Genomic DNA, 26466 nt, shown 5'->3' on the forward strand with positions numbered 1-26466 from the left:
AGCTCACACCCACCCCGGCGAACCCTGACCCCGCGCGTCAGCGGCGGACCAGCACCGCGTGCGTGACGTTCGGCGAGCCGACCATCTCGGACACCCGGTAGCCGTCGATCCCGTCACCCAGATTGTCGAGCAGCCGCTCCCCGCGCCCGATGAGCATCGGCGCGATCACCAGGTGGAGCTCGTCGATGAGCCTGGCGCGCAGATACTGCTGGATGACCGCCGCGCCGCCGCCGATCCGGACGTCTTTGCCGCCCGCGGCGTCGAACGCGCGCTGGAGCACCGTCTCCAGCGGTTCGTCGGTGAAGTGGAAGGTCGTTCCGCCGGTCATCTCCAGCGTCGGGCGCAGATGATGGGTGTGCACGAAAACGTCGTGGTGGTAGGGCGGGTTGTCGCCCCACCAGCCCTTCCAGGACTGGTCCTCCCACGGTCCGCGCTGCGGGCCGAACATGTTCCGCCCCATGATCGTGGCGCCGATGTTCTGGTCGCCGCGGACGAAGTAGTCGACGTCGACCGAGGTCTTGCCCGCGGCGGAATCCTCCATCGCGGAGACGAACCAGCTGTGCAGGTCGTCACCCCAGCCGACGCCGTCACCGAACGGCGCGTCCAGTCGCTGGTTCGCGCCGGCCGCGAAGCCGTCGAGGGAGATCGTCACGTTGTGTACGCGGACCTTGGGCATGGCCTTCACCTCTCGCGTGTTGATGTCGTTCTCTCACCCCTGCGTCGTACAGAGCCTGCCGGGATCGACATTCCCGCGCATGTTTTTCGGCGGGCCGCACTGGTGCCCGGCACCGCGCCCTGGCGCCGAGTGCGCGGCGCGGGGGCGCGGGCGAGGCGCGACATCGACGAGCAGTCGACCCACACCGCCGAGACGGCGCCCTGCCCAGTCCTCGGGTGGGGGCCGTCGTCGCACGCCGGGACTGTTGGCGCGGTTCCCGCGGGGTGCCAGTCGGCGTGACACCAGCCTCATGCGAGAGCACAACCTGCACGGTGAGGTCATGGCGCTTGGCTGCCGTGCCGCTCGGCCATGAATCAGATTTCGTTGCGCGCCTGCTCGATCCATCCCAGCACACCCTTGGCGCCGCACTGTTCGGCGGTGGTCTGCGCCTCGTCGAGGTACCCGACGGCCGCTTCGCGCTCGCCAGTCTCGGCGGACAGGTAGCCAAGCGCCACCAGGCCCGCGGTCACGCCGGGCATGAACCCAATCCTGCGGCGCAGTGTCACCGATTCGGCCAGCAGCTCGCGGGCCTGCTCGAACCGACCGGCTTCCTGCTCGGCGAAGCCGAGATGGCGCGCCGCGTAGGACATGGTCTTCTGGTCGCCGACGGATTGCGCCAGCGCATACGACCTCTCGAAGTACGGTCTGCCGGTGGCACTGTCATCGCGTACCACCTGGTGCCAGCAACCGATCCAGAACAGCGCGTCGGCCTCACCGCCCGCATCATCGAGGCGGTGGTACAGCTCGGCGGCACGCTCGAACAGCACCAGCTCCTGCGAGTCCTCCCGCCGATCGTTGAGGAAACGCACGTGCAGCAGTTTTCCGCGTTCCAGCGCGATCGGCGCCTCGACCGCGTCCAGCTCCTGATCGGCCGTGACCAGTGCGGACGTGTCCCCGCCGAACATCGCCAACTCGTACGGTTCCCGCGCCCGTTCGATCCGGTCTTGCTCCGGCATGCCCCGTCCCTCCCCGCCGTGGATGACTCCCGCGTCGGGGCTGCCGGCAGATGGTTGTCGGCCATCCACGTTTTGGCGTGAGCGCGGCGCAGGGATGGACATTGCCCGGGTGGCTGTCTGGAGTGGTGCGGCTCGGTGTCATGGTGACGACAGCGGCACGCCGGCCGGTCTGCCTGCAGGCGGTGTTCACCAGCTGATTCCGGCCGCCACCGGCAGGTGGTCACTGCCCGTGGCCGGCAGCGACCACGAGCTTTCCGGCTTTACGCCGTTGACCAGGATCTGGTCGATCCGCACCACCGGGAACCGTGCCGGCCAGGTGAAGCCGAAGCCGTCGCCGGCCGCGTCCTGGGCCGAGCGCAGCTGCGAGGTGAGGCCGGCGAACGCGCGGTCGTCCGTGGTGCCGTTCAGGTCGCCGAGCAGCACCACCCGCTCGTTCCGCTCGGCGGCGATGGCCTCGCCGAGCGCCTGCGCGCCACGGTCCCGGTGGTCCGTCGCGAAGCCGCCTCTGGGATTCACCCGTGCGGAACCCAGGTGGGCCACGTACACCGCCAGCGGGCCCTGGTCCGTCGCCACCGTGGTGCGCAGAGCCCGGTTGTAGACCATCTTGACGTCGGCCGGTTTGGTGTCCGCCAGCGGCCCGTAGTCCGTCTTGATGTCGACCGGCCGCGTGTCCGACAGCGGCAGCTTGCTCCACAGCCCTACCGTGCCCTGCACCGTGTGGTGCGGATACGCCGTCGCCAGCTCCTTCTCGTACAGCGGCCTCGCCTGCTGGGTGATCTCCTCCAGGGCCAGCACGTCCGCCCCGGAGGCGGCCAGGTCGCGGGCCGTGCCCGCCGGGTCGGTGTTGTCGGCGGCGACGTTGTGGCTGACCACGGTGAGGTCGCTGCCCGCGTGGGACTTGTCGCTGAGCAGCCCGCCGAAGAGGTTCACCCACACCAAGACCGGCAGCAGCAGCGCGGTCACCGCGGACGCGGAGCGGCGCCACAGCGCCCCGGCCAGCAGCACCGGGATGAACAGGCCGAACCACGGCAGGAAGGTCTCCACCAGGCTGCCGAGGTGTCCGATCCGGTTCGGGATCTTCGCGTGGAGCAGCATGGACAGGCCCAGCAGCAGTGCCAGCGCCGCGAGCACCAGGCCGCGCTTCCAGGGACCCTGCCGGGAGCCGATACGGATCGCCCGGCGGATGCCCGCGCGCCAGGCACCGGGGCCGGTGTCCCGGCGGCCCTCGCTTTCCTGTCCGGTCTGGTCCGCCGTGTCGACCTGCACCGTCGTCAGTTCTCGTTCACTGCCGGTCACTGCTGCATCCTCGGGTCCTGGGTGGGGTCGGCGTACATACGTGGGCAGCCACCGTCGATCGCATCGGTGCGCAGCTCGTAGTGCCAAGGTTCGTTCTGGTAGATCTGGCACAGCCCGTACTCGGCACCGTGCTCGGACAGCCACGCCGTCGCGTCGGAGCGCCCGATGTCGGCCGCGTCCCCGGACACGTGCGGGGACGTCTCCGCGGTGGCCACCCATCGGGCGGCCTCGTCCTCGGACCCGTACGTCGAGACCGCCTCGTGGAGAAGCAGATTTTCGTACTCCGGGGAACGCCAGCCGCTGTTGACGTAGAACTCGACGTGGCCGTCCGCGGCAGCCGTTGCCGCCTGGCGGAGGGCCTTGAGCAGGTCCGGATCGAGGTTGGCCACGGCCATCATCTCGTCGTCGAAGACCGTCACGCCGTCGGGGACGACACCGTCCGCCTCGCCGGGCACGCCCCGGTGCTCACCGCGAGAGGCATGTGGGGCGGCGTTCGAGGACGGCTTCAAGGGTGGTTCGGCCGGGGAGGACGTCGAGGGTGGTGCGCCCGCGGCGGGCAAGACGGCCGATGAGGAAGAAGACTTCGCCACCTGGTGGCAGAGGACTGCGGTGATCACTGCTGTGACGACGAACAGGCTGACGCCAACGAGCCATGCCGTCCGGCGGCTCATCGTTCGCGCTGAGGGCGGTGTTCGATGCATGCCGCCAGTCAAGGCAGCTCGGTGTTGCCGGCACGTATGCGGTTTTCGATATGCCGACGATATGTACCGCCTCGTAGCCTTGCTGACATGCGTGTGCTGATCGTCGAGGACGAACCCTTTCTGGCAGAAGCCATCCGCGACGGTCTGCGCCTGGAAGCGATCGCGGCCGATATCGCGGGTGACGGCGACACCGCTCTGGTAAGGCTGAGCATCAACACCTACGACATCGCCGTCCTCGACCGCGACATCCCCGGACCGTCCGGTGACGAGATCGCTCGACGCATCGTCGCCTCCGGCACCGGCATGCCGATCCTCATGCTCACCGCGGCCGACCGGCTCGACGACAAGGTCTCCGGGTTCGAACTCGGCGCGGACGACTACCTGACGAAACCCTTCGAGCTCCAGGAACTCGCACTCAGACTCAGAGCACTCGACCGCAGGCGGGCCCATCTCAGGCCACCCGTGCGGGAGATCGCAGGGCTGCGCCTTGACCCGTTCCGCCGCGAGGTCTACCGGGACGGCCGCTATGTCGCGCTGACCAGGAAGCAGTTCGCGGTGCTCGACGTCCTCGTCGCTGCGGAGGGCGGTGTCGTCAGCGCCGAAGAGCTCCTGGAACGCGCGTGGGACGAGAACGCCGACCCGTTCACCAACGCCGTGCGCATCACCGTCTCGGCGCTGCGCAAGCGTCTCGGCGAACCCTGGATCATCGCCACCGTGCCGGGCGTCGGCTACCGCATCGACACACAACCGGAGGCCGGAGACCAGGGAGACGAGTGTGGATAGGGCGCCTGGGCTGAGCGTTCGCCTCAAGCTCACCCTCAGCTACGCCGGATTCCTCATGCTCACCGGTGTCCTGATGGTCGCGGCGGTGTGGGTCTTCCTGCTGAGGGACCTGCCCGAAGTGAAAGCCGGCGTCGGCGGATTGCAGGTCCGCTCCGAGCTCGCACTCAACTTCGCGTCGGGGGCGGCTGTGGTCATGGCGTTCCTGCTGGCGTTCGGTCTCCTGGGAGGCTGGCTGCTCGCCGGACGCATGCTCGCCCCCCTGACCCGCATCACGGACGCCACCCGCATGGCCACGACCGGATCCCTCTCCCACCGGATCCGGCTACCGGGCCGCAAGGACGAGTTCCGCGAACTCGCCGACGCCTTCGACACGATGCTCGCGCAGCTCGAAGTACACGTCGCCGAACAGCAGAGGTTCGCCGCCAACGCCTCTCACGAGCTGCGCACCCCGCTGGCGATCTCGAAGGCGCTTCTCGACGTGGCCCGCACCGATCCGAACCGTGACATCGGGGAACTCATCGACCGCCTCCACACGGTCAACACCCGCGCGATCGACCTCACCGAGGCACTGCTGCTGGTCAGCCGCGCCGAGCAGCGATCCTTCACCAGGGAAGTCGTCGACCTGTCCCTCGTGGCGGAAGAGGCCACCGAGACACTCCTGCCCTTCGCGGAAAAGCACGGCGTCACCATCGAGACCAGCGGCGACATCGCCTCCACGAGCGGATCGCCCGCACTCCTGCTGCAGCTGGCCACGAACCTCGTGCACAACGCGATCGTCCACAACCTGCCTGAAGAGGGCACCGTGTGGGTCAATACCAGCGTCCGCCCAAGGACCGTGACGCTCACTGTCGAAAACACCGGCGAGCAGCTCACCCCGCAGCACGTCTCGACCCTCACCGAACCGTTCCAGCGCGGGATCGCGCGCATCCACACCGATCACGCCGGCGTCGGCCTCGGCCTGGCCATCGTCAAAACCATCACCCACGCGCACGACGGAACACTCACCCTCACCCCGCGCTCCGCCGGCGGGATCCGCATCACTGTGGAACTACCCGCGACAGCCCCGAGCGCCGGCAGGTAACGGCCCGGCGATCTGGTGTCGTGGCTGGATGAGGCAATCTGCCGGACGGCCTGCCGTTCCTTCTCTCGCCGGGGTACGCGTACGACGTCGCGCTCAACTCGCCACCCTCCGTCAGCGGGGCGGGTGAGACGGGAGCGCATCGGGACTGGCGCCCTCGGCCTTGGCGGCGTCGGCGAGGGCCGCGGCAGCGGCTTCTTCCGCCTGAACCTTGTCGTTGGCGGCCTGGGCGACCATGTCGTCCGAGGGCTTTTCGCGGGTGGCCGGCGACTGGGGCAGTACCTCGGTGAAGGCGCGGGACATGCCCTGCAGTGCGGAGGTGATCTCGCTGGGGATCACCCAGAAGTTGTTGCCCGAGCCTTGCGCGAGCTGAGGCAGTGTCTGGAGGTACTGGTAGGCGAGCAGCTTGGGGTCGGGGTCGTTGCGGTGTACGGCCTGGAACACCTCGTCGATGGCCCGGGACTGACCCTCTGCCTGGAGGATCGCAGCGGTCCGGTTACCCTCCGCGCGCAGGACAGCGGCCTGCTTGTCGCCTTCGGCGGTGAGGATCTGCGACTGGCGCTGTCCCTCGGCGCCGAGAATCGCGGCCCGCTTGTCCCGCTCGGCCCGCATCTGCTTCTGCATCGCGTCCTTGATGGACTGCGGAGGATCGATGGCCTTGATCTCCACCCGGTTGACCCTCAGCCCCCACTTGCCGGTGGCCTCGTCCAGCACGCCACGGAGCTGGCTGTTGATGGTGTCCCGTGAGGTGAGCGTCTTTTCCAGGTCCATTGAGCCCACCACGTTGCGCAAGGTGGTGACGGTGAGCTGCTCGACCGCCTGAAGGAAATTCGCGATCTCGTAGAAAGCCGCTCGCGGATCCGTGACCTGGAAATACAGAACGGTGTCGATCTCGACGACCAGATTGTCCTCGGTGATGACCGGCTGCGGTTTGAAGGAAACAACCTGCTCACGCAGGTCGATCACTGGGTGAACACGATCGATGTAAGGGATCACGAGGCTGAGGCCGGGAGTCAGGGTCCGGTGGTAGCGGCCGAGCCGCTCGACATTACGAGCGCGTGCCTGGGGCACGATACGGACCGCCCGCACCACGGTGAAAACCGCGATCAGCGCGACGATCAGGCCGGCAATCAAGAACGCCGAGGTTTCCATGTTTTCAGTCCCGGGGGTAGACGATCGCGGTGGCGCCGCTGATCTCCATGACGTCAACGGTCTTTCCAGGAGGAATCACGAGAGTCTCGTCGTAGGCGCGGGCCGTCCATTCCTCGCCGTCGATACGGACCCTGCCGCCCAGGCCCGTCACCTCCGTGACGACGTAGGCGGCCCGGCCGACCAGCGCGTCCACGCCGAAGCGCTCGGTCTGGGGCTGGAGAACGTGGCGCAGCGCAATGGGGCGCACGAACAGCACGGTGACTGTAGCGATGACGGTGAACACCAAAAACTGCAACGGCAGTGGCAACCCGACCGCGGCGGACCCCGCCGTGACCAACGCGGCCGCACTCAGCAATCCGAGCGCAGCAGTAAGCGTGAAGATCTCCGCGGCAGCCAACACGGCTGCGATGATCAACCAGATCAGCCATGGATCCATTGCGTGCCTCTTCTGACCAGTGCGGTGACGAAGGGCCTGACTCCGACCATTGCACCCCGATACGGGACGGCCGCGATACCCCTGGGAAAAAGGAAACCCGCCGAACGATCGAGGGTGCAGGAGTGCCGGGGTGCAATGTGCACGCCAAGCAGGTCCATTCACATCTTTGCCGCAATTTTACCCATAAGAGAAGATCCACGAACTGCTCACCGCAGGCCGGCCGGAGCGGCGGCGTCTGATCCCAGCTGGGCGGCTTGCGGGAGTGCCTTGTGAGGTGACCGACCCGGTCTGACCAGCCGCCGACGGTCAGGCGTGCGGTGGGGTCCAGCAGCAGGCCGCGGCCGCGACGCAGCAGACCGTAGAGGCGGCAGGAGACCGGGGCCGACATGGGCTGGTTCAGCGGCTGCGGTCGTGCGCGTAGGCGGCCAGAATGCGCTGCCGGGTGCCTGCGGTGTGCAGGAAGCGCTCGTCGAGTACGCCGGCGAGGTCCTCCACTGAGACGGCCAGCACGGCCGCGGCGACCCGGGCACCCGGGTGCTCGGTCAGTCGTGCCTCCTCAGCCAGGTCGGCGGCGTAGCCGGGGTTGAGGGCCAGCCGCGCTCGGTCTGTCGTGCCCGTCCGATGGGGCCCAGGTGTGGCGAGCTGCGCCGTCACCGACGCACGCTCGACCAAGGGAGGGTGAGTGCCGTGCGCACCATCGCCCTCACAGAAGGATGTCAATGGAGACCCGCACGTCAAGGTTGCACCGCCGGGCGCACTCCGCCGCAACAGACACCTGATGGGCAGATGGCGTCGCAGGGCGCCTGAGGAACCCGACGGGCTACATGCGGAACGTTCCCTCCAAGACGGCCATCCCGCTGGGCCAGGTTCCCGCGGGCACCCTGTGCCCTGGGCATGGCGTGGTTGCGGGAGGATTTGACGTAATCGCGGCCGGTACCGGGGTCGCGCTTCGCCTGCGCCTCGCCCGCCACCACGCAGTGAGCCTCTGGGCAGCCCGTCAGGGTTCTGACACCCGTTGGGGCACCACAGCGACCGGACAGGCGGCGTGGTGCAGCATCGTGTGGGCGACTCGGCCGAGTTGCAGCCCGAAGTGCCCCGGGCGACGCCGAGCCCCCACGACGAGCAGGTCCGCACCGTGGGACGCGTCCAGGAGCACCTCGCGGGCGGAGCCTTCGGCCGTGCGCCTGTGCAAGTCCACGCCCGCCCGGGCTTCGCGAAGCGCGGCTTCCAACCCCTCTGCCGCCCTCTGTTCGTGCACATGCGCCGGTTCCCCCGCGAACAGCGGGTGGTCGGTGGTCTCGTGCGCCGGACGCCGCCAGGCGCGTACGGCCTCCAGTGCGGTGCCCCGTAGCTCGGCCTCCTCCATGGCGAAGCGGACGGCGTTCGTGCTCGCAGCCTCCTCGCCGACGCCCAGCACAACGCGACGGTGTGTGCCTGTCCCGTGATCGGGGCCGTCGCGGACCACGATCACGGGACAGTCGGCCCGGCCGGCCACGGTCAGGCTGACGGAACCGAGCAGCAGCTCGGCGACATCGCCGCGACCGCGGGACCCCAGGATCAGCACGGTGGCATCGTGTGCCTCACGTACCAGAATGGTCGTCGGCCCGTCCGGTATCACCTGGGTGGAGACGTCGATCTCGGGGGCCCTCTTCCGGGCACGCGTGACCGCGGCCGCTACGAAGACGCCGTTGAGGATCTGCTCCGTCCTGTCCTCTTCAGCGGCGAAGACAGCGCGTTCATACCGCTCCCACAGGGAGGCGTACACCAACCGCAGCGGCAGTCCGCGCAGCGCAGCCTCCTCCGCTGCCCAGTCCACAGCGCGCAGGCTCGGCTCGGAGCCGTCCACGCCCACGATCACGGGGAGACGCATCGCTCTCACTGCCCCGCACCGAGGGCGACAAAGCGGGCCGCTACCCGGCCGTGCGAGGGATCCACGATGAGCTCGCCGGACGCCCTGCCCACCGCTCCCCTCATGACCCCCAGAAGCCTGTTCGGTCGCAGCTTGGGCAAGTGTTGGTGCTCTTGGCCGCGCCGTTCTCCGTTCACCGCTGCCTCCGACCGGCTCGAGCGGACAGGAAGCACCCGGACCAGGCGCCTTACCTCCTCACGATAATGGGCGATGGTGGGCAATGCGCCGGGTGGCTGGGCCGCCACGTCCCCGCGGGTCACTCAGGGCACCGACGGTCCCCTCCATCCGGATCGAGCGTGGGACCGGGCGCTCAACCGACCTGCCTCCGGCATCCGGCATCCGGCTCGTCTTCCCGCTCCGTCCTTTCCCCGGGGCGACGCCTGGCAGAGCTGCGACCTCTCCGAGGCCGGACCGCAGCCGTCTTTCACGCCCGCCTGCCTCATTCGTGCGGTGCCTCTCCCCGCACGGCTTCCGCCGGTCACCGGCCTCGTCACGGTGTTGCCCCTTCCGCACGGACCACCGCGACGGGACAACGGGCCTGCCGCAGTACCGTGCTGCCGGTCCAGCTCTCCGGCGTGGGCATGTGTCCGCCCCGGCCGTGGGCGCCGAACACGACGAGTTGGGCTCCCCGAATCGCCTCGATGAGAGCTCGGCGTGTGCTCCCCCAGGCCGTCCGACGCTCCACGGTGACCTCGGGATTCCGCTCCGTCAGACGGGACAGGGCCTGCACGGATCCGCCGTGTCGAGGCCCCGCCTGAGAGTGGCGCGAGTCCAGCGCCACAAGTCCCACGCCGCGAGCCGCTGCCTCGGCGAGGGCGAACTCGGCCGCTTTCCGGGCGGCCGGAGAGGTGCCCAGGACCAGCACCACAGGACCGTTCGGTTCGGGCCTTCCGCACACCACCAGCACCGGGGAGGGGCTGTGCGCGGCGAGCCGCCCGGCGACCGACTCGTGCCGCAGGACCCCGCGCATGCTCCTCCGACTGCTGCCGACCACCGTGAGCGAGGCACGGCGCGACTCGACCTCCAACACCCTCAAGGGGTCGCCCAGGAGTACATCGCACGTGACCGCCACCCGGGGTGCGGCCTCGTGCGCACGCCGCTCCGCCTCGTGCAGCACGCCGTGCTCCCGGCCACGCGGCCCGGTCGTGCCCGGATCCCACGGCGACACACCGGCTGGTACCAGTTCCGAGGGCCACTCGACGGCGTAGGTCAACTGAAGGCCCAGCCCTCGCCGATCCGCCTCACGCGCCGCGACCTCCACCGCGGCGAAACTCGCCCACGAGCCGTCCACTCCCACCACGACCGGGCCGTCCATGACGGTCCCTCCCCTCGTCCCGAGATTCCGGGGGCCGAACCTGCCGTGCCGACCGACCGGCGCCAGGCAGCGGTCACGCTGACGTGGGCGCAGGTGTGTGAGAGCGGCCCGGCGGGCCCTGCCTCCCCTGTCCTGTGAGGCCAGACTCCTGCGATCCACCAGGCCCGCACAGGGGCCGGACGGGGCCTCGCGGTGCGCCATCCAGCCCTGCATCGGCTCCGCACGAAACGACTCACCTCTCCGTCGTCGCCCTCAGGAGGGCCCTCTCACGGCGGGCAAGAGCCGCAGCGGCGGTCCTCGGCACGGGGCTTCCCCGACACCGCCCAGTGAACCGCGGCGGTACTCCCGCGCGAACCGTCCGGGCCGACGACCACAGGCCTCGCCATCGTGACCGTCATCTCCGCCGTCTGCCTGTGCTGTTGTCACAGGTCCGGTGAAGTGGGCCGCCCGGCGTCGTCGGCACGCTCAGAAATGGGGCACGACGGCTACGGGGCAGCCGACGTGGTGGACCGCGGCGTGGGTGACCGGGCCGGTGCGTGGGCCGCCCGGCCGCTCGGTGAACCGGCGGCCGACGACCAGGAGTCCGGCTCCGGTGGCCGCCCGTACCAACGCGCCGGCGGGCCTGTCCTCCGCCACGGTCTCCAGGACCTCCACGTCGGGATACTTGTCGCGCCACACCTGGACCACGGCGGAGAGGAAGCCCAGCCACTCGTCGGCCCGCCGCTGCTCGCTCATCAGGCCGACCTCGCCGGGCCCGAGAGTAAGCGGGTTGGGTGCCTGCCAGACGTGCAGGGCCCGCAGCCTGGACCTGCGGAGGCGGGCCTCGTTGAACGCGAAGTCCAGGACTTCGTCGCACGGGTCGTTGACGTCGACGCCGACCACCACGTCCCGGTATCCGGTGCGCAGGGAGGCGCCTCCGTCGTCGGCCGGGCGGTGTTCGTCCTCCGCTTCCTCGCCTGCCCGTACGAGAACGACGGGACGCGCGGTCCTCGCCACCACGCCCAGGGCGACCGAACCCACCAGGAACCCGGTGAATCCGCTCAGTCCGCGGGAGCCCAGTACCAGCAGGTCGGCCTGCTCGGCCGCCTTCAGCAGGGCCGGGGTCGCCGGGCCCTCGACCTGTTTGTCGTACAGGCTCACGTCGGGGCACGCGGCGAGGACGCGCTTCTCCGCCTGCCACAGGACCCGCCCGGCCAGAGCCCGCTGGGCCGCGTTCGCGACGGCGCCGCCCCCTTGGCGCGGGTGCCAGTTCCTGACGTGCAGAAGCCGCAGTGCTCGCTCGCGGCGCACGGCCTCGCGAGCCGCCCACTCGGCGGCCGCAAGGCTCTCGGCGGAGCCGTCGACTCCGGCGACAACGGATGGAACCATGAGACGCACCTCCAGATGCAGGTTTTCTCCCCGCTGCCAGGATCGCGTCGACGACGGTGCTTCGGCAGGGGCCACCGGGTCCTTGCCCGAGGCCATCAGGCCCATGTCGGGTGGAGCACAGGGGGGCGTCGCGGTGGAAAAACGGAGGGCGCGCGGGCTGTTGCTGCGGCAGTTGTGCAGGCTGCCAGGGGCAGCACGGGCCCCATGTCACCGTCGCACCTGGAGCGCGGCGGGACAGTCGTCCTGCAGACCGAGCAGGACGTCCTGGCCGTTGTCGCACGCGTGGTCCCCGCGTACGACGAGCAGCGGACCGTGCGCGTGGGCGGCCAGCCGCAGGCTCACCGCGCCGAGCAGCAGTCCGGCGATCCCGCCGAGTCCGCGGGTGCCCACGACCGTGAGGGCCGCGGACCGGCTGGCCTCCGCCAGAGCCCGCACCGCGCTTCCTTCGGCAGCGACGGTCACCACCGGAAGACCCGGATGACGGTCACGAACTCGTGCGGCGGCGAACGCCAGGATCGGTCCGGCTTCGTCTCGGTCGGGCACGGCGTACAGGACGCGCAGCACCGAACCGTGCCGGGCCGCCTCGTCCGAGGCCCAGTCCAACGCCCGGACGGAGACCGGCGAGCCGTCCACTCCGACGACCACAGGATGGTGAGACGTGTCTTCCTTCCCTCCTCCTCGGCGCCCGGTGCGTTGCCCCTGCCGGAGGTGCCAGGACCCGTCCACGGCGGACGTCCCGAACGGCTGTCCGGGGACCATGGCGGTTCCGGGACGATGCTCGTCGTCCGGCCGGGATCGAGGCAGGGCCCGGAGGGCCCGGCAGCACGCCGAACGGCCCCCTGCACAGGGGCCGTTCGGGTTCGCGGGCGTGGTCGTGGCCCTCGTCGCCGTGCCTTCCGTCAGGCAGTCGGGCCGACCGTCACCGCGACGACCTCGTGCTGCGGGCCGCCGAGCACGACCTTGAGGGCACCGGTGTCGGCGGCGTTGCCGAAGACGTCGTACGCCTCCTCCATGCGGTCGAGCGGGAAGGTGTGGGTCACCATCCGCGAGGTGGGCAGCCGGCCGGCGGCCGCCATACGCAGCAGGGTGGGCGTGGAGTACGTGTCGACCAGACCGGTGGTGATGGTCACGTTCTTGATCCACAGGTCTTCCAGGTGCAGGGTCGCGGGCTTGCCGTGCACGCCGACGTTGGCCACGTGACCGCCGGGCCGCACCATGCGGGTGCACAGTTCGAAGCTCTCCGGCACGCCGACCGCCTCGATCACCACGTCGGCGCCCAGGCCGTCGGTGAGATCCGCGACCAGCTGCTCGGGCTCTTCCTCGGCGTCGGCCACCGCCTCGGCACCGAGTTGCCTGGCGGCTTCCAGCCGGGAGGTGGCCAGGTCGACGGCGACGATCCGCTCGGGCGTGAACAGCCGGGCCGTGGCGATCGCCGCGAGGCCGATGGGACCGGCGCCGACGACGGCGACGGTGTCGCCGGGGCGTACGTGCCCCTTGAGGACGCCCACCTCGTAGGAGGTCGGGAAGATGTCCGCCAGGAGCACGGCATCCTTGCTGTCCACCGCGCTGGGCAGCGCGTGCACGGACAGGTCGGCGTACGGGACACGGACGTACTCGGCCTGCGTGCCGTCGATCAGGTGGCCGAGGATCCAGCCTCCGCCGCCGCGGCACTGGCCGTACATGGCCTCGCGGCAGTAGCGGCAGCGCCCGCAGGCGCTGATGCAGGAGACCAGAACCCGGTCTCCGGGCCGTACGGTCCGTACGTCGCTGCCGACCTCGACGATCTCGCCGACCGCCTCGTGACCCAGCACGGTGCCCGGGCGCACCTCGGGGACGTCGCCCTTGAGGATATGCAGGTCCGTCCCGCAGATGGTGACGGCGTCCACCCTCACGATCGCGTCGGTGGGCTCCTTGATGCCTGGGTCGGGGACCTCTTCCCAGGCGGACTTTCCTGGACCGTGGAAGACGTAGCCCTTCATGGGGAACCTCCCTCTTGCTCTTGGGCGGGAGCCACGACTCGGTGAGCCGGGCTCCGGCGTGACACCGACAGTGCTCCGCATATCCAGCTTGTCCGACTGTCGGCGGATATGCTTGGGCCACTGGGCCCTATGAGAGACGGCCGACCGGGGTCGTGCGCGGTCTCGGCGCCTTCCCGCCCTCATCCTCATCCTCGTCCTCGTGCGTCGGTGGCCAGTCGGTCCGCGTCAGCACAGGTTGGGGCCGGTCGGCCCACGTAGGCCGCCTCATCGGCCCCTGTGCCGGGTTCCCCGCCAGTGACACCGTCGATGGGTCAGCAGGACGAGGAGGTGTGGGCCATGCCCGATGGCAGCAGGGGTACGAGGACGCGGCTGTGGCGGTGGCGCAGCAATCCGCTGCGCCGGCGCGACGACGTGGTCGAGGCCTGGATCGTGCTGGTGATGTGGACGGTCGTCGCCGTGGGCGGGGCGATCGTCGGGCTGGTGACGGCACACGCCGCCCACGAGGTGTTCGCACGCGAGCGCGCCGAACGGCACTCCGTCACAGCAGTGCTGCTCACCGACGTTCCCCCGACCACGTCGGTCGCCAGGGGCACCGACCGAGCCCTGGCGAAGGTCAGCTGGACGGCTGACAACGGCGCCACCCGCACCGGACGGACCTTGGTGGGCACCGGTCTCCGCTCCGGATCCGCGGTCACGGTCTGGCTGGACGCCCGTGGCGCGCTCACCACCGAGCCGACGGGCCGGACGGAGGCCACGGTCGAGTCGGCTCTCTACGGCTTCGCGGCAGCCGCGGCCCTGTCCGGCCTCGCCTTCGGCACCGGCGCCCTCCTCCGGTGGCGACTCGACCAGCGTCGCTTCGACCAGTGGGCCAAGGAGTGGGACCGGGTAGGCCCGCGGTGGAACCAGCCAACCGGCTGACGCAGGGCAGGGCCGGGCGGCCCCGTTGGCCGGGGCGTCCGGCCCTGTGCATGCGCGGTGCAGGTGCGGTGCAATGGGCAGCGAGGCGGTTTGTCGCCGCCGCGCATGAGGAGGTGGCGCATGCGCTACCACGACCGCGCGGACGCCGGGCGTCATCTGGCCCGTCGCCTGCAGTACCTGCGGGGCACGGATGCCGTGGTGCTCGGACTGCCCCGGGGCGGCGTCCCGGTGGCGTACGAAGTGGCCCGCCTGCTCGGCCTGCCGATGGACGTGCTGGTGGTGCGCAAGCTGGGCGTGCCATGGCAGCCGGAGCTGGGATTCGGCGCGATCGGCGAGCAGGGCGTCCGTGTGATCAACCAGGACATCCTCCGCGAGAGCGGGCTCAGCCCCGTCGAGCAGGAGAACGTCGAGCGCTCCGAACGGGCCGAGCTGGAGCGGCGGGTGCGCCGGTATCGCGCCGACCGCCCGCCCCTGCCGCTGGGCGGCCGGACCACGGTGGTGGTGGACGACGGGCTGGCCACCGGCGCCACCGCCGAGGCCGCCTGCCGGGTGGCCCGCGCTCGTGGGGCGGGCGAGGTCGTCCTCGCCGTCCCGGTGGGGGCGGATGTGACCCTGCCGCGCCTTCGCGCAACAGCGGACGAGGTCGTCTGTCTGCAGGCCCCGCGTCATCTGGGGTCCGTCGGGGCCTGGTACAGCGACTTCGCACAGACCGGTGACAGGGAGGTGGCCGCGCTGCTGGTCGAGGCCGACCACCCCGGCGCGCCGCCCGACCGGCCGTCCGGACCGGAGCGCCCGTCGAGGGCCGGCGAGGTGGAGGTGCCCGCCGGGCCGGTACGGCTGGCCGGACGACTCGTCGTACCCGCCACGGCACAAGCGGTGGTGGTGTTCGCCCACGGCAGCGGGAGCAGCCGGCACAGCCCGCGCAACCAGCACGTCGCCGCCGTGCTCAACCGCACCGGTCTGGGCACACTGCTGCTGGATCTGCTCACCGAGGACGAGGCACGCGACCGCCACAACGTCTTCGACATCATCCTGCTGGCCCAACGTCTGCAGACCGTCGCCCGATGGCTGCGCCGCGAAACGGCCCTGCCCGTGGGCTACTTCGGAGCCAGCACGGGTGCGGGCGCCGCGCTGGAGGCCGCCGCGGGAGACGACATCCGCGCCGTCGTCTCCCGCGGTGGTCGTCCGGACCTGGCCCGTCCGGCGGCACTCGCACACGTCCGGGCTCCGACGCTGCTGATCGTCGGCGGACTCGACACCCGGGTGCTCAGCCTCAACCGGCTCGCGGCCGACTGGATGCACTGCGAGCACCGAATCGCCGTGGTCCCGGGCGCGACCCATCTCTTTCCCGAGCCCGGCGCCCTGGACACGGTGGCAGACCTCGCCGGTGACTGGTTCACCGCCCACCTCGCACGGCCGGACGCGGCGGCCCGGCGGCTCGGGCCGGCATGATCACGACCCCGAGCCCTCACTGCGTCTCCACTCGGCCATGAGGGCTCGGTCATCGGTACTCGTCCTTCTGCCTGACGTCCACCGGCTCACTGCCTTCCTACCGGCTCTCCGCGCCGGCCAGTTCCTCGGCGACGCGTGCCGCCCAGCCCTCGATCGCGGCGAAGTCACGGAAATCTCCGCCCTTGCCGGAACGCACGATCATCCGGGCGATGCGTCCTTCGCCCCCCTCTTCGAGGCAGCCTCCGAAGGTGACGTGCTCGGTGACCTCCAGTTTGTCCATGACGCGCCGCACACCGGGCACGGGCGGGATGTCCCGCTCCGAGGCCGAGGGGTCGAGCGGCCCGCTGCTGAACAGCCAGACCGGATGCCGGGCCAGGGACCTGCGGTGACGTCGGACGAAGCGGCGGGCGTCCCGGTGCCAGCGACCGGCGTACAGTCCGCCTCCGACCACCACGCCGTCGTAGGACGACACGCTCGTCACGGACCGGGCGGGCAGTGCCTCGGCCGCGAGTCCCGCCTTGCGCAGAACCTCGGCGGGTCTCGGCGATCTGTGCCGTCGACCCGTTCTTCGTTCCGTAGGCGACCAGCACCTGCTTCAGCATGCCGGTCCACCTCCTCTCACGTACGGCGCAGCCAGTCGTCGACCACACCATGCAGTGCCTGTTCGTCGGGCTGGAGTCGCGCGTCGTCCAACCGGTGGGCGAGCTGATCGACCACGCCGATCACACCGTCGATCTGCCGGGTCATGGACACGGCGATCTCGGTCTCGCTCTTTCGTTCCATGTGGCCGTGCAGCGTGACAACACCTTCCGTCACCGACACGTCGACACTCCTCGGCGCCAGCCACCGGGCACGCACCAACACCTCCTCGATCACCTCCCGACGGATCTCCGCGTCGGGACGCAGGAAGACCTGGAGCAGGTCGCGGCGGGTGACGATGCCGACCAGCCGCTCCTCCTCGTCCAGCACCGGCAGCCGTTCCACGTGCCGCTCGGCCATGACCCGTGCGGCGTCCACGATGGAGTCGTCGGCGTGCACGGTGACGGGCGGCTCGGTCATCAGCTGTCCGGCCGTGCGGGCCCTCGCCTTCGCCGCCCGGCGCTTCGCGCCTGGTGTCAGCGCGATGAACCGGAAGCGCCGGTTCGGCTCGTACGAGTCCGGCACCTGTGCCTGGTGCATCACCAGGTCGGTCTCGGAGATGACGCCGATGACACGTTCGTCCTCGTCGGCGACGGGCAGTCCGCTGATCCGGTGGCCGGCGAGCAGCCGCGCGACCTCCTTGAACGGGGTTCCGTACCAGGCCCGGACGACATCGGTGGTCATCACGGACCCGACCTTGTTGTGCTTCATGACGGTTCCTTCCTCAGCGGAGTCGGCGCAGACAGGGGTCCTGCGGCCTGCGCGGGAGCAGACGTATGCGCGCGTCGAGCACGGTGACCGAGCCGGGTGTCGCGAGAACCGGGTTGAAGTCGGCCTCAGCCAGCTGCGGCAGGTCCTGCGCCATGCGGGACAACCGCAGGAGCAACTGCTCCAGGCCTTCGAGGTCGACAGGCCCGCTGCCGTGCGCGCCGAACAGCAGCGGCGCGCACCGGGGGAGGTGATGAGGTCGTGCACGTCGTGATCCGTCCTGGCAGTTCCATGGACGGATGATCAGCCGCGACGTCGTCCGGTGCCCTTCGAGGGTGGTGGCGCGACGTGCACGGACAGGGGGGCCGTTCGTCCGTGACCGATGGCCGGACGGGGCATGGTCGGCCGCCGTGACGAGGGCGTGGTGTGCGGTGCGCCGCCCTGGCACCGCGGCGTTCGATCGATCTTGCAGCCATGGGGCCTGCGGCTATGGAGCCATGAGGCCGAACTGCTCCTCGTGGTCAGGGACTTGGTCCCGTTCGGCGCCGCGATGCCCTCGGGTCGGCCCATGTCGCGGAGTCTCAGACTCGTCATCTTCCTGACAGTGACTACGTCGAGGAGGCCCGGGCAGCGGCACACGGGCGCCACCACCCGAACCGTCTGGCAAGCAGGTCACAGCCCATCAGCCCGTCCCGCCGGAAGCCGAACTCCCGGGCCCCTTTGGAGAGCGGGCCGTGTCACGGCTCGTCCGTCACCGGCACCCGCCACACCAGAACGGTCCCGCCGTCGGCCGGGCCGTCGAACTTCAGATCCCCGCCCAGTTGCTGGGCCCGTTCGGCCAGGTTGCGCAGGCCACTGCGACGGCCTTCGGGCGGTATCCCCACACCGTTGTCGGAGACCGTCAGCCGCACTTCGCGACCGTCGGTCTCCAGCACCACGCCGGCACGGTCGGCACGGGCGTGCCGGGCGATGTTGGTCAGCGCCTCCGAGAGGACGGCCACCACCTGGTCCGCGATCCGGCCGGGGACCTCGGTGTCCACCAGGCCTTCCATGCGCACGCCGGGGGCGAAGCCGAGCACCGGAGCGGCTTCGCCGACCGCCCGCACCACGCGGGCGCGCAGCCCGGATCCGGCACCCCCTTCGCGTGACCGCAGACCGAAGATGGTCGACCTGATGATCTTGATGGTCTCGTCGAGGTCGTCCACCGCCCGGGTCACGCGGTCGGCGGCCTGCGGATGCTCGATGAAGCGGCCGGCGCTCTGCAGTGTCATTCCGGTGGCGAACAACCGCTGGATCGCCAGGTCGTGCAGGTCCCGGGCGATCCGGTCGCGGTCGTGGAGCATGGCGATGTGCTCGGCGTCGCGCCGGCGTTCCGCCAGCTCCATCGCGATCGCCGCCTGTGCGGCGAAGGCCTGCAACGGCTCGGTCTCCTTCTGTGTGAACACGGGCCGGCCCGCTTCGCGCACCAGCAGGACGACACCGCGCACGCTGTCGCCGGCTCCGATGGGCACGGCCACAGCGGGCCCCAGGCCGGTGAAACCCGATGAGGCCTCCGACACGCGCTCGTCCCGCGTCACGTCCGGGCTGTCGACGGGTGCGCCGGTGGAGAAGGCGGCGCCGATCAGACCGCCCTCCACGGGCAGCACCAGGCCGCGCTGATCCTCCGCGCCCCGTCCGACGGCCAGTTCCACCGCGAGCGAGTCGGCGTCCTCCACGGGCATCGCGACCACCGCGAGGGCGGCCGCGGTGATCTCCCTGGCCCGTTCCGCGATCAGGTTCAGCGCGTCCGCGCGATCGCTCCCCGACATCAGACCGTGGGTGATCTCGGCGTTCGCCCGCAGCCAGCGCTCGCGCAGCCGGGACTCCTCGTAGAGGCGGGCGTTGTCGATGGCGACTCCGGCCGCGACCGCCAGGGTGGACAGGACCGACTCGTCCTCCTCGTCGAACTCCGCCCCGCCCTGTTTCTCGGTCAGGTAGAGGTTGCCGAAGATCTGGTCCCTGACCTGGATCGGGACTCCGACGAAGGTGTTCATCGGCGGGTGGTGCGGTGGGAAGCCGTACGAGGAGGCATGGTCGGAGAGCTTCGTGAGCCGCAGGGGCGCGGGGTGGCGGATCAGCTCACCGAGGATGCCGTGCCCCTCGGGGAAGGGGCCGATGCGGGCGATCTGCTCGTCGCTGACCCCGACCGTGTGGAAGGCCGACAGTCGCTTGCCGTCCGGTCCGATGACGCCGAGGGCCGCGTACTGTGCGTCGACCAGTACCGCGGCCGCTTCCACGATGCTGTAAAGCGCCTGTTCGAGGTCGAGTTCCCGGCCGACCGAGAGCACCGCCTCCAGAAGGCTGTGCACCCGGTCACGGGTGCCGCGGGCCGCGTCGATGCGGGCCTGCAGCTCTTCCAGCAGCTCATCCAACTTCAGCTGCGGCAGCCGTACACGGGCCTCCTCAGGGCTTCCCACCGATGCTCCTCACGTCCCCGCGACCGCCAACGGCCGTCCGTTGCGGTCATGTGCCACCGTAACGGTCCGAGGAGGATGAGAGTGAGTAATTGGCCCTGGTCATCCCGTCGAAAGACCGGTGGGCCGGTGTTCACGGCGGCGCTGCGGCGGCGCTGCGGCGGCCTGCGGACGCCGGACGGCAGAGGTCCGGGCCGTACGAGGCGGGCCGGGGCATGTTCTGCCCCGGTTCGCACCGCAGTCGCCGACGCGGGGCTTCAGCGTCCTTCGTTCCTGAGCCGGTCCTGTGCCTGGGTGGCGATCACCGCGGCCTGGATGCGGCGCTCCACGCCGAGCTTGGCCAGCAGACGGGAGATGTGGTTCTTGACGGTCTTCTCGGCGAGGAAGAGCCGCTGGCCGATCTGGCGGTTGGTCAGGCCCTCGCCGATGAGGGCCAGGATCTCCCGCTCGCGCTCGGTCAGGCCCGGCAGGGCATCCGGCTCCTTGGTCTGCTCACCCCGCAGCCTGGCCATCACCTTGGCGGTGGCACTCGGGTCGAGCAGGGACTGCCCCGCGGCCACCGTACGGACCGCCGACACCAGGTCCGAGCCCTGGATCTGCTTGAGCACGTACCCCGACGCCCCGGCCATGATCGAGTCCAGCAGCGCCTCCTCGTCGTCGAACGACGTCAGCATCAGACAGGCCAGCTCCGGCATGCGCGAACGCAGCTCCCGGCACACGCTCACACCGTCACCGTCGGGCAGCCGGACATCGAGCACCGCCACGTCCGGGCGCAGGGCGGGAACCCGTACGAGAGCCTGCTCAACCGTCCCGGCGTCGCCGACCACGGTGATGTCCGGCTCATCGTTCAGCAGGTCATGGACCCCGCGCCGGACCACCTCGTGATCGTCCAGTAGGAAGACCCGGATCGGGCCGCCGGTACCGGGCCGCTCACTGTCCGCCATCAAATGCTCCTTGTCATGCCTGGCACGTCGTGGGCCGCCCTCGGACGAGACAGCGGCTCCTACCGGAGATCCTTCTCGTTTCCGGAGCGAACGGCCAGGGCCGAACGGCCCTGTTTCACCCCTCGCTCCTTCCCGTGCCGCTGCCCGCTCGCCGCACGGACGCAAACCCGGCTCCACCACCGAGGGCCGACCGGCCCACCGGACGGGACGGCCGGCACCTGCCATGGTGCCGGTACCCGCGGGACGCTGGAAGCCAAGGGCAGAAAAGCCGTGGCACGAGACCGAGGAGCACAGCGTCATGGTTCGTTACGTCTACGACTTCACCGAGGGCGGTCGCCACATGGCGGACCTGCTCGGCGGCAAGGGAGCGAACCTGGCCGAGATGACCCGGCTGGGCCTGCCCGTGCCCCCGGGGTTCATCGTCACCACCGAGGCCTGCCGTGCCTACCTGGTGACGGGCACCGAGCCCGAGGGCATGTCCCGGGAGATCTCCCGGCACCTGTCTGCCCTGGAAGCCACCACGGGACGACTGCTCGGACAGCCGGACGACCCACTGCTGGTGTCCGTCCGCTCCGGCGCGCGCTTCTCCATGCCCGGCATGATGGAGACGGTCCTCGACATCGGCCTGAACGACGACTCCGTGCTGGGCCTGGCCAAGACCTCGGGCAGCGAACGCTTCGCCTGGGACTCCTACCGTCGGCTCGTCCAGATGTTCGGCAGCACGGTGATGGGCGTCGACTCCTCCCTGTTCGAGCAGGCCATCACCCTGCTCAAGGAGGTGCGCGGCGTCCCGGACGACGTCCACCTGGACGCCACCGACCTCGCCCAGCTCGTGGAGACGTACAAGGACCTGATCGAGTACGAGACCGGCGAGCACTTCCCGCAGTCCCCCGCCGAGCAACTGCGCCGGGCCGTCCTCGCCGTCTTCCAGTCCTGGAACGGCGAACGGGCCCGCCTCTACCGGCGGGGGGAGCACGTCCCGGACGACCTCGGCACCGCGGTCACCGTGCAGCGCATGGTGTTCGGCAACCACGGCGCCGATTCCGGCAGCGGGGTCGCCTTCACCCGCGACCCGGCCACCGGGCGGCCCGGTCTGTACGGCGACTACCTGGTCGACGCCCAGGGCGAGGACGTGGTCGCGGGCATCCGCAACACCGTGCCGCTGACCGACCTGGAACAGCTGGATCCTGCCTCCTACCTGGAGCTGCGGGCGCACATGGAGACCCTGGAGCACCACTACCGGGACCTGTGCGACATCGAGTTCACCATCGAGCGCGGACGCCTGTGGATGCTGCAGACCCGCGTCGGCAAGCGCACCGCCGAGGCCGCCTTCGCCATCGCCGCCGAGCTGGCCGACGAGGGGCTCATCTCGGCGGACGAGGCCCTGACCCGGGTCAGCGGGGACGGGCTGGCCCGGCTGATGTTCCCCCGGTTCGACACCGCGGCCGTCGGCGCACCGCTGGCGCATGGGATTCCGGCCTCGCCGGGTGCCGCCGTCGGAGCGGTGGTGTTCGACTCGGCCGAGGCGGTACGGCGGGCCGCCGCCGGTGAGAAGGTCGTCCTCGTGCGGCAGGAGACCACCCCGGACGATCTGCCCGGCATGGTCGCCGCCGAGGCCGTGCTCACCAGCCGGGGCGGCAAGACGAGCCACGCGGCCGTCGTCGCCCGAGGCATGGGCAAGGTCTGCGTGTGCGGCGCCGAGCAGATCACCGTCGACCCGCGGGAACGCCGCTTCACCGTGGGCGGCACGACCGTGCGGGAGGGCGAGGTCGTCTCGGTGGACGGCTCCGCGGGCACCGTGTACCCGGGTGCGGCTCCGCTGGTCGACTCCGCGGTCATGCGGTACCTGGAGACGGGTGCGCACGGCGAGCGTTCGGCCCAGCTGGTCGACGCGGTCGCGAGGGCCCTGCAACGGGCCGACGACGTACGGCGGATGGAAGTGCAGGCCAACGCCGACACGCCCGAGGACGCCGCCCGGGCCCGCCGGTTCGGCGCGCAGGGCGTCGGACTGTGCCGCACCGAGCACATGTTCCTCGGCGAGCGCCGCAAGCTGGTCGAGGAGATGATCCTGGCCCGCGACGACATCGAACGCGACCGTGCCCTGGACGCCCTGCTGCCCCTGCAGCGGCAGGACTTCATCGGCATCCTGGAGGCGATGGACGGCCTTCCGGTCACCATCCGGCTCCTCGACCCACCGCTGCACGAGTTCCTGCCCGACCGCACCGAGCTCGCCGTCCGCGTCGCCACCGCCGACGCGCGGGGAGAGCTGCCGGAGCCGCACGACGTCGAACTCCTCGACGCGGTCAACCGGATGCACGAGGAGAACCCGATGCTCGGGCTGCGCGGCGTGCGCCTGGGCCTGGTGGTGCCGGGCCTGGTCGCCATGCAGGTACGGGCCGTCGCCGAGGCGGTCGTGGACCGCGTCCGGGCCGGCGGCGACCCCCAGGCGGAGATCATGGTGCCGCTGGTCGACACGGTCGAGGAGCTCCGCCTCGCACGCGAGGAGGTGGACGCGGTGCTCGCCGAGGTCGGCAAGGCCACCGGCATCCCCGTCCGGTGCCCGGTCGGCACGATGATCGAACTGCCCCGGGCGGCCCTGACCGCGGGCCGCATCGCCGAGGAGGCGGACTTCTTCTCCTTCGGCACCAACGACCTCACCCAGACCGTCTGGGGCTTCTCCCGCGACGACGTGGAGGCGGCGTTCTTCTCCGCCTACCTCGACAAGGGCATCTTCGCCACCTCTCCGTTCGAGACGATCGACCGCGCCGGCGTCGGCCGGCTGGTCGAGATGGCGGTCGCCGAGGGCCGCGCCGCACGCCCGGACCTGAAGATCGGCGTCTGCGGCGAGCACGGCGGCGACCCCGAATCGGTGCACTTCTTCCACGCAGCCGGCCTGGACTACGTCTCCTGCTCGCCGTTCCGCGTTCCGGTCGCCCGTCTGGAGGCCGGACGGGCCGCCATGTCGGGGACCCCGGACAGCGACAGCAGGTGACCGGAGCCGGGCGGCTCACCGCCCGGCTCGCCACGCACGGCACAACGATCACAAGGAGTACGTCACATGACCGACACAGGCACCCGCGCCCAGAACGTCCCGGACGCGGTCCGGGTACGGGCCACGGGTGACGTGGACGAGACGACACTCGCGTACCTGCGGGAGAAGATCGCCGCCGCCCTGCACCGGCCGGGACTGCCGGCCGTCAGTGGCGAGGGCCGACTGGATCGGGCCATCGCTCACCACGTCGCGCTGCCATGGTCCTGTGGTGCGGAGATCCGGGTGGGCGCCGATCTCGTGGTCGTGCACGCCCGCGAGGCGAGCGCGCACGAACTCGCCGACCGGTTGGCGGACCGGCTGCGCGGTCGGCTAGAGCGGACCCTGCACCGCACGGACACGGCCCGCAGGTCGGCGCCGCCGCCGTGGCGTGGCGGACGGCCCGTCGGGCAGCCGGGCCAGGGCTCTGCGGCCCGTGGGCCGGACAGCGATGAGGCGACTGGCTGACTGAAGGCTCCGGTGGGGTACGAGGGCCGGTGATGCCCTTGTACCCCACCCGCGGAGGAGGCACGTGCCGTCCCACACCGTCGGCCAGGTCATGACCAGCGAAGTCGTCCAGGCGCGCCGGGAGACTCCGTTCAAGGTCCTGGTCGGTCTGCTGGACCAGTGGGATCAGCGGCCTGCCCGTCGTTGACCACGACGGCAACGTGATCGGCGTGGTCTCGGAACGGACCTCTGCGTGGACGAGCCGTCAGGCCACGTAGTCGCCGAAGACCATCGCGTACGGCGCGGATGCCTGCCGGGTGATGCCCAGGCTCGCGGTGGCAGCCAAACCGACGGGCCGCCGGCTCGGTCGGTACGGCGCCGCCGGTGGCGTCGCGCAGCAGCGCGGCGGCCACGGCGTGGACCTCGAGGGCGGGGCGGTGATCGGGAATGGTGTCGCCACGCTGTTCACGTCGACCAGCTTCATGGTGGTCAGGGCACTGATGGCGGTACCGCTCAGGCCGGCGCCGAAGACGCCGACGTACCGCCGAGCCCGCACGTGCACCCGCGAAACAACGGTTGTCATCGGCCTCCTCGCAACCCATCGACTTCTCCTTGGACACGGACGCCTCCGTACTGCTGTGCTCCCGCCCAGCTCGGACCTCTTACGCGCCATCCATGGCTTCGTCGTCGCTTTCGAGGCGGACGAGTTCGACGCGGCGACCGGTCCGGCTGGAGCGTGGTCGTCACCGGACGGGCCACTGTGGTGACCGACCCGGCCGAGCACGAGCGGTAGTCCCAGAACGGCCCCACGTCTTGGATGCCCATGGACGAGGTTGTATTTGTGCGGATCGAATCCGAGATGGTCACCGGCCGGGACCTCAGCGGGGAGCGCGGCAGTCCGTGAGGCGCGGCGAAGCGGGCCGTGCGACGGTCTCGATCTGCGTCGGCCACGATCGCCCACCGCGCCGGTGCAGGTTGTGGCTGAGTACGCCGCAGCGCCCCGCGCCCACCGCGGCCGTCTGGCGTGCGGACCTGGGAAACAGCGGTAGTCCGGGCCGCCAGGACGCGAACAGGTCCGTCGATGCTGGCCGGCTGACGGGAATCGTCCTGGGACGGCATCGTCGACAGCACTGCCTCAAGACCGCCGGCAAGGCGCAGAGGCAGGGCCCTGATGCGGGGGGTCGCCCGGTGTCCCATACGGGCTGGAGCGTGATCCTCACCAGCACAGGACCGCGGGAAGGTGGCTCGCCGGCGGCACGCGTTGACCCCCTGGACCGGTGGAGGGGACTACGTCGTGCGGATCCGGCCTGATCTCGTGACCGGCTACCGTCTGCTGCGACCGCCCACACCTTGGGCCCGGCAGGTGGGGGCAGACAGCGGCCGCCTCCCGCCGTCAGAGGGGCGGAACGGTTTCCGCCGGGAGACAGCCGCCGCGGGTGGGGGCGTCTACGACGGCCTGCGCCGCCGAGGTGCGGCTTCGGGTTCGGCGGCCTCAAGGTCGGCCAGCAGTTCGGCCTGGCCCGCCAGTACGCCGGACAGGATGGTGCGCGCGACCCGCAGCAGCTCGGCCACCTGCGGATTGGCCAGGGAGTAGTGGACGGCCGAGCCTTCCCGGCGGGGATGACGAGATTGGCCCGGCGCAGTACAGCCAACTGCTGGGAGAGGTGGGCCGCTTCGACACCCACCTCACCGAGCATTTCGGAGACCGCGTGTTCGCGCTGGCTGAGAAGTTCCAGCACGCGGATCCGTACTGGATGGCCGATGGTCTTGAAGAACTCCGCCTTCAATTGGTACAGCGGCGCCCTCACCGCGCCCGCCCTCCGCCCGTAGAGGCCGCCGGGGTGCCGGACAGCCACTGTCGTGCGTGCACCATGCATCGCATCCACCCAGCCGTGGCGGGGGGTGCCTCGACGTTTTTCGTCAAGCGAGACGTGGGGTTCCGGGTTCGGAGAAGGTGCCGTCACGGAGCATCGCGAACAGCACGCTGGTCCGTTGTCGGGCGAGGCGGGGGAGGGCTTGTGTGTGGGTCTTCCCGCGAGCCCGGCAACGGTCGTATCAGGCGCGGGTAGGCGGGATCGTGCAGCGCGGCGAATGTGTTCATCCTGTGCATCACTCACCCGAGGCTTCATGTCGCCACGGGGGGCTCGCCGGGCCACGCGTCGCTGCACCACTGGCGCCGGGGACCCACC

General features: G+C 70.6%; 22 protein-coding genes and 6 pseudogenes. 8 read left to right on the forward strand and 20 right to left on the reverse strand.

Going from position 1 to position 26466, the window contains the following annotated elements; genetic code table 11:
* Positions 1-37: 37 nt before the first annotated feature.
* The 4 genes from ACWBNA_RS04520 to ACWBNA_RS04535 all read right to left on the reverse strand — a co-directional run bounded on the left by ACWBNA_RS04520 (position 38) and on the right by ACWBNA_RS04535 (position 3638).
* Positions 38-676 (reverse strand): dihydrofolate reductase family protein, encoded by a 639-nt coding sequence (locus tag ACWBNA_RS04520; RefSeq protein ID WP_482702527.1) that lies wholly within the window; start codon positions 674-676, stop codon positions 38-40.
* A 353-nt stretch (positions 677-1029) separates the two neighbouring features.
* On the reverse strand, positions 1030-1671 hold the full coding sequence (locus ACWBNA_RS04525; RefSeq protein WP_482702529.1) for a tetratricopeptide repeat protein: 642 nt from the start codon (positions 1669-1671) through the stop codon (positions 1030-1032).
* 186 nt (positions 1672-1857) lie between these two features.
* Positions 1858-2844, reverse strand: coding sequence for an endonuclease/exonuclease/phosphatase family protein (locus ACWBNA_RS04530; protein WP_482702971.1), 987 nt, complete (start codon positions 2842-2844; stop codon positions 1858-1860).
* A 119-nt stretch (positions 2845-2963) separates the two neighbouring features.
* Positions 2964-3638 carry a M15 family metallopeptidase gene (locus tag ACWBNA_RS04535; protein WP_482702531.1) on the reverse strand — a complete coding sequence of 225 codons (675 nt, stop codon included), beginning with the start codon at positions 3636-3638 and terminating at the stop codon, positions 2964-2966.
* A gap of 117 nt (positions 3639-3755) precedes the next feature.
* On the opposite strand from ACWBNA_RS04535, the gene ACWBNA_RS04540 reads away from it, so the two are divergent.
* On the forward strand, positions 3756-4451 hold the full coding sequence (locus tag ACWBNA_RS04540; protein ID WP_482702533.1) for a response regulator transcription factor: 696 nt from the start codon (positions 3756-3758) through the stop codon (positions 4449-4451).
* Positions 4444-5532 carry a sensor histidine kinase gene (locus ACWBNA_RS04545; protein WP_482702535.1) on the forward strand — a complete coding sequence of 363 codons (1089 nt, stop codon included), beginning with the start codon at positions 4444-4446 and terminating at the stop codon, positions 5530-5532. The genes ACWBNA_RS04540 and ACWBNA_RS04545 overlap by 8 nt, the downstream gene beginning before the upstream one ends.
* 111 nt (positions 5533-5643) lie before the next feature.
* On the opposite strand, the gene ACWBNA_RS04550 is transcribed toward ACWBNA_RS04545, so the two are convergent.
* The 8 genes and pseudogenes from ACWBNA_RS04550 to ACWBNA_RS04585 all read right to left on the reverse strand — a co-directional run bounded on the left by ACWBNA_RS04550 (position 5644) and on the right by ACWBNA_RS04585 (position 13688).
* On the reverse strand, positions 5644-6681 hold the full coding sequence (locus ACWBNA_RS04550; RefSeq protein ID WP_482702537.1) for an SPFH domain-containing protein: 1038 nt from the start codon (positions 6679-6681) through the stop codon (positions 5644-5646).
* 4 nt (positions 6682-6685) lie between these two features.
* Positions 6686-7117 carry an NfeD family protein gene (locus ACWBNA_RS04555; RefSeq protein WP_482702539.1) on the reverse strand — a complete coding sequence of 144 codons (432 nt, stop codon included), beginning with the start codon at positions 7115-7117 and terminating at the stop codon, positions 6686-6688.
* A gap of 396 nt (positions 7118-7513) precedes the next feature.
* Positions 7514-7771, reverse strand: a complete 258-nt coding sequence (locus ACWBNA_RS04560) for a hypothetical protein (protein WP_482702541.1) — start codon at positions 7769-7771, stop codon at positions 7514-7516.
* A 343-nt stretch (positions 7772-8114) separates the two neighbouring features.
* Positions 8115-8987: a universal stress protein gene (locus ACWBNA_RS04565; RefSeq protein ID WP_482702543.1), complete on the reverse strand. Its 873-nt coding sequence runs from the start codon at positions 8985-8987 to the stop codon at positions 8115-8117.
* Between the two features lie 529 nt (positions 8988-9516).
* Positions 9517-10341, reverse strand: a complete 825-nt coding sequence (locus tag ACWBNA_RS04570) for a universal stress protein (protein ID WP_482702545.1) — start codon at positions 10339-10341, stop codon at positions 9517-9519.
* Between the two features lie 465 nt (positions 10342-10806).
* Positions 10807-11709 carry a universal stress protein gene (locus ACWBNA_RS04575; protein ID WP_482702546.1) on the reverse strand — a complete coding sequence of 301 codons (903 nt, stop codon included), beginning with the start codon at positions 11707-11709 and terminating at the stop codon, positions 10807-10809.
* Positions 11710-11937: 228 nt separating this feature from the next.
* Positions 11938-12354, reverse strand: a pseudogene (locus tag ACWBNA_RS04580) (universal stress protein); the annotation flags it as partial.
* A gap of 254 nt (positions 12355-12608) precedes the next feature.
* A complete protein-coding gene (locus ACWBNA_RS04585; RefSeq protein WP_482702548.1) occupies positions 12609-13688 on the reverse strand; it encodes a zinc-dependent alcohol dehydrogenase family protein in 1080 nt (359 codons plus the stop codon).
* 336 nt (positions 13689-14024) lie between these two features.
* Between ACWBNA_RS04585 and ACWBNA_RS04590 the strand changes: the two genes are divergently transcribed.
* On the forward strand, positions 14025-14606 hold the full coding sequence (locus ACWBNA_RS04590) for an Rv1733c family protein (RefSeq protein WP_482702551.1): 582 nt from the start codon (positions 14025-14027) through the stop codon (positions 14604-14606).
* 120 nt (positions 14607-14726) lie between these two features.
* Positions 14727-16058: an alpha/beta family hydrolase gene (locus tag ACWBNA_RS04595; protein ID WP_482702553.1), complete on the forward strand. Its 1332-nt coding sequence runs from the start codon at positions 14727-14729 to the stop codon at positions 16056-16058.
* A gap of 97 nt (positions 16059-16155) precedes the next feature.
* Here the strand turns inward: ACWBNA_RS04595 and ACWBNA_RS04600 are convergent.
* From ACWBNA_RS04600 to ACWBNA_RS04620, 5 genes and pseudogenes are all read right to left on the reverse strand, one after another.
* Positions 16156-16660: pseudogene (locus ACWBNA_RS04600) on the reverse strand (flavodoxin domain-containing protein).
* A 16-nt stretch (positions 16661-16676) separates the two neighbouring features.
* Positions 16677-17408, reverse strand: a complete 732-nt coding sequence (locus ACWBNA_RS04605) for a CBS domain-containing protein (RefSeq protein WP_482702555.1) — start codon at positions 17406-17408, stop codon at positions 16677-16679.
* A 13-nt stretch (positions 17409-17421) separates the two neighbouring features.
* Positions 17422-17722: pseudogene (locus ACWBNA_RS04610) on the reverse strand (acetate--CoA ligase family protein); the annotation flags it as partial.
* 420 nt (positions 17723-18142) lie between these two features.
* Complete coding sequence (locus tag ACWBNA_RS04615) at positions 18143-19861, reverse strand: sensor histidine kinase (protein WP_482702557.1); 1719 nt, start codon at positions 19859-19861, stop codon at positions 18143-18145.
* Between the two features lie 254 nt (positions 19862-20115).
* On the reverse strand, positions 20116-20802 hold the full coding sequence (locus ACWBNA_RS04620; protein ID WP_482702559.1) for a response regulator: 687 nt from the start codon (positions 20800-20802) through the stop codon (positions 20116-20118).
* Positions 20803-21100: 298 nt separating this feature from the next.
* Here ACWBNA_RS04620 and ppdK point away from each other — a divergent pair, with 298 nt between their 5' ends.
* From ppdK to ACWBNA_RS04635, 3 genes are all read left to right on the forward strand, one after another.
* Complete coding sequence (gene ppdK, locus ACWBNA_RS04625; RefSeq protein WP_482702561.1) at positions 21101-23794, forward strand: pyruvate, phosphate dikinase; 2694 nt, start codon at positions 21101-21103, stop codon at positions 23792-23794.
* 66 nt (positions 23795-23860) lie between these two features.
* Positions 23861-24298 carry a hypothetical protein gene (locus ACWBNA_RS04630; RefSeq protein WP_482702562.1) on the forward strand — a complete coding sequence of 146 codons (438 nt, stop codon included), beginning with the start codon at positions 23861-23863 and terminating at the stop codon, positions 24296-24298.
* 64 nt (positions 24299-24362) lie between these two features.
* The gene (locus tag ACWBNA_RS04635; protein ID WP_482702564.1) at positions 24363-24485 is read left to right on the forward strand and encodes a hypothetical protein; all 123 of its coding nucleotides are present in this window, start codon (positions 24363-24365) and stop codon (positions 24483-24485) included.
* Between the two features lie 57 nt (positions 24486-24542).
* Here the strand turns inward: ACWBNA_RS04635 and ACWBNA_RS04640 are convergent, their stop codons facing one another.
* On the reverse strand, positions 24543-24860 hold the full coding sequence (locus ACWBNA_RS04640) for a hypothetical protein (RefSeq protein WP_482702566.1): 318 nt from the start codon (positions 24858-24860) through the stop codon (positions 24543-24545).
* Positions 24861-24874: 14 nt separating this feature from the next.
* Between ACWBNA_RS04640 and ACWBNA_RS04645 the strand changes: the two are divergent.
* Positions 24875-25181: pseudogene (locus tag ACWBNA_RS04645) on the forward strand (pyridoxamine 5'-phosphate oxidase family protein); the annotation flags it as partial.
* 542 nt (positions 25182-25723) lie between these two features.
* Here the strand turns inward: ACWBNA_RS04645 and ACWBNA_RS04650 are convergent.
* Together ACWBNA_RS04650 and ACWBNA_RS04655 are read right to left on the reverse strand one after the other, a co-directional pair.
* A pseudogene (locus ACWBNA_RS04650) lies at positions 25724-26085 on the reverse strand (ArsR/SmtB family transcription factor).
* 112 nt (positions 26086-26197) lie between these two features.
* Positions 26198-26332 (reverse strand): annotated as a pseudogene (locus ACWBNA_RS04655) (IS110 family transposase); the annotation flags it as partial.
* Between the last annotated feature and the right edge of the window lie 134 nt (positions 26333-26466).

It is taken from the genome of Streptomyces sp. Q2 (assembly GCF_056820935.1).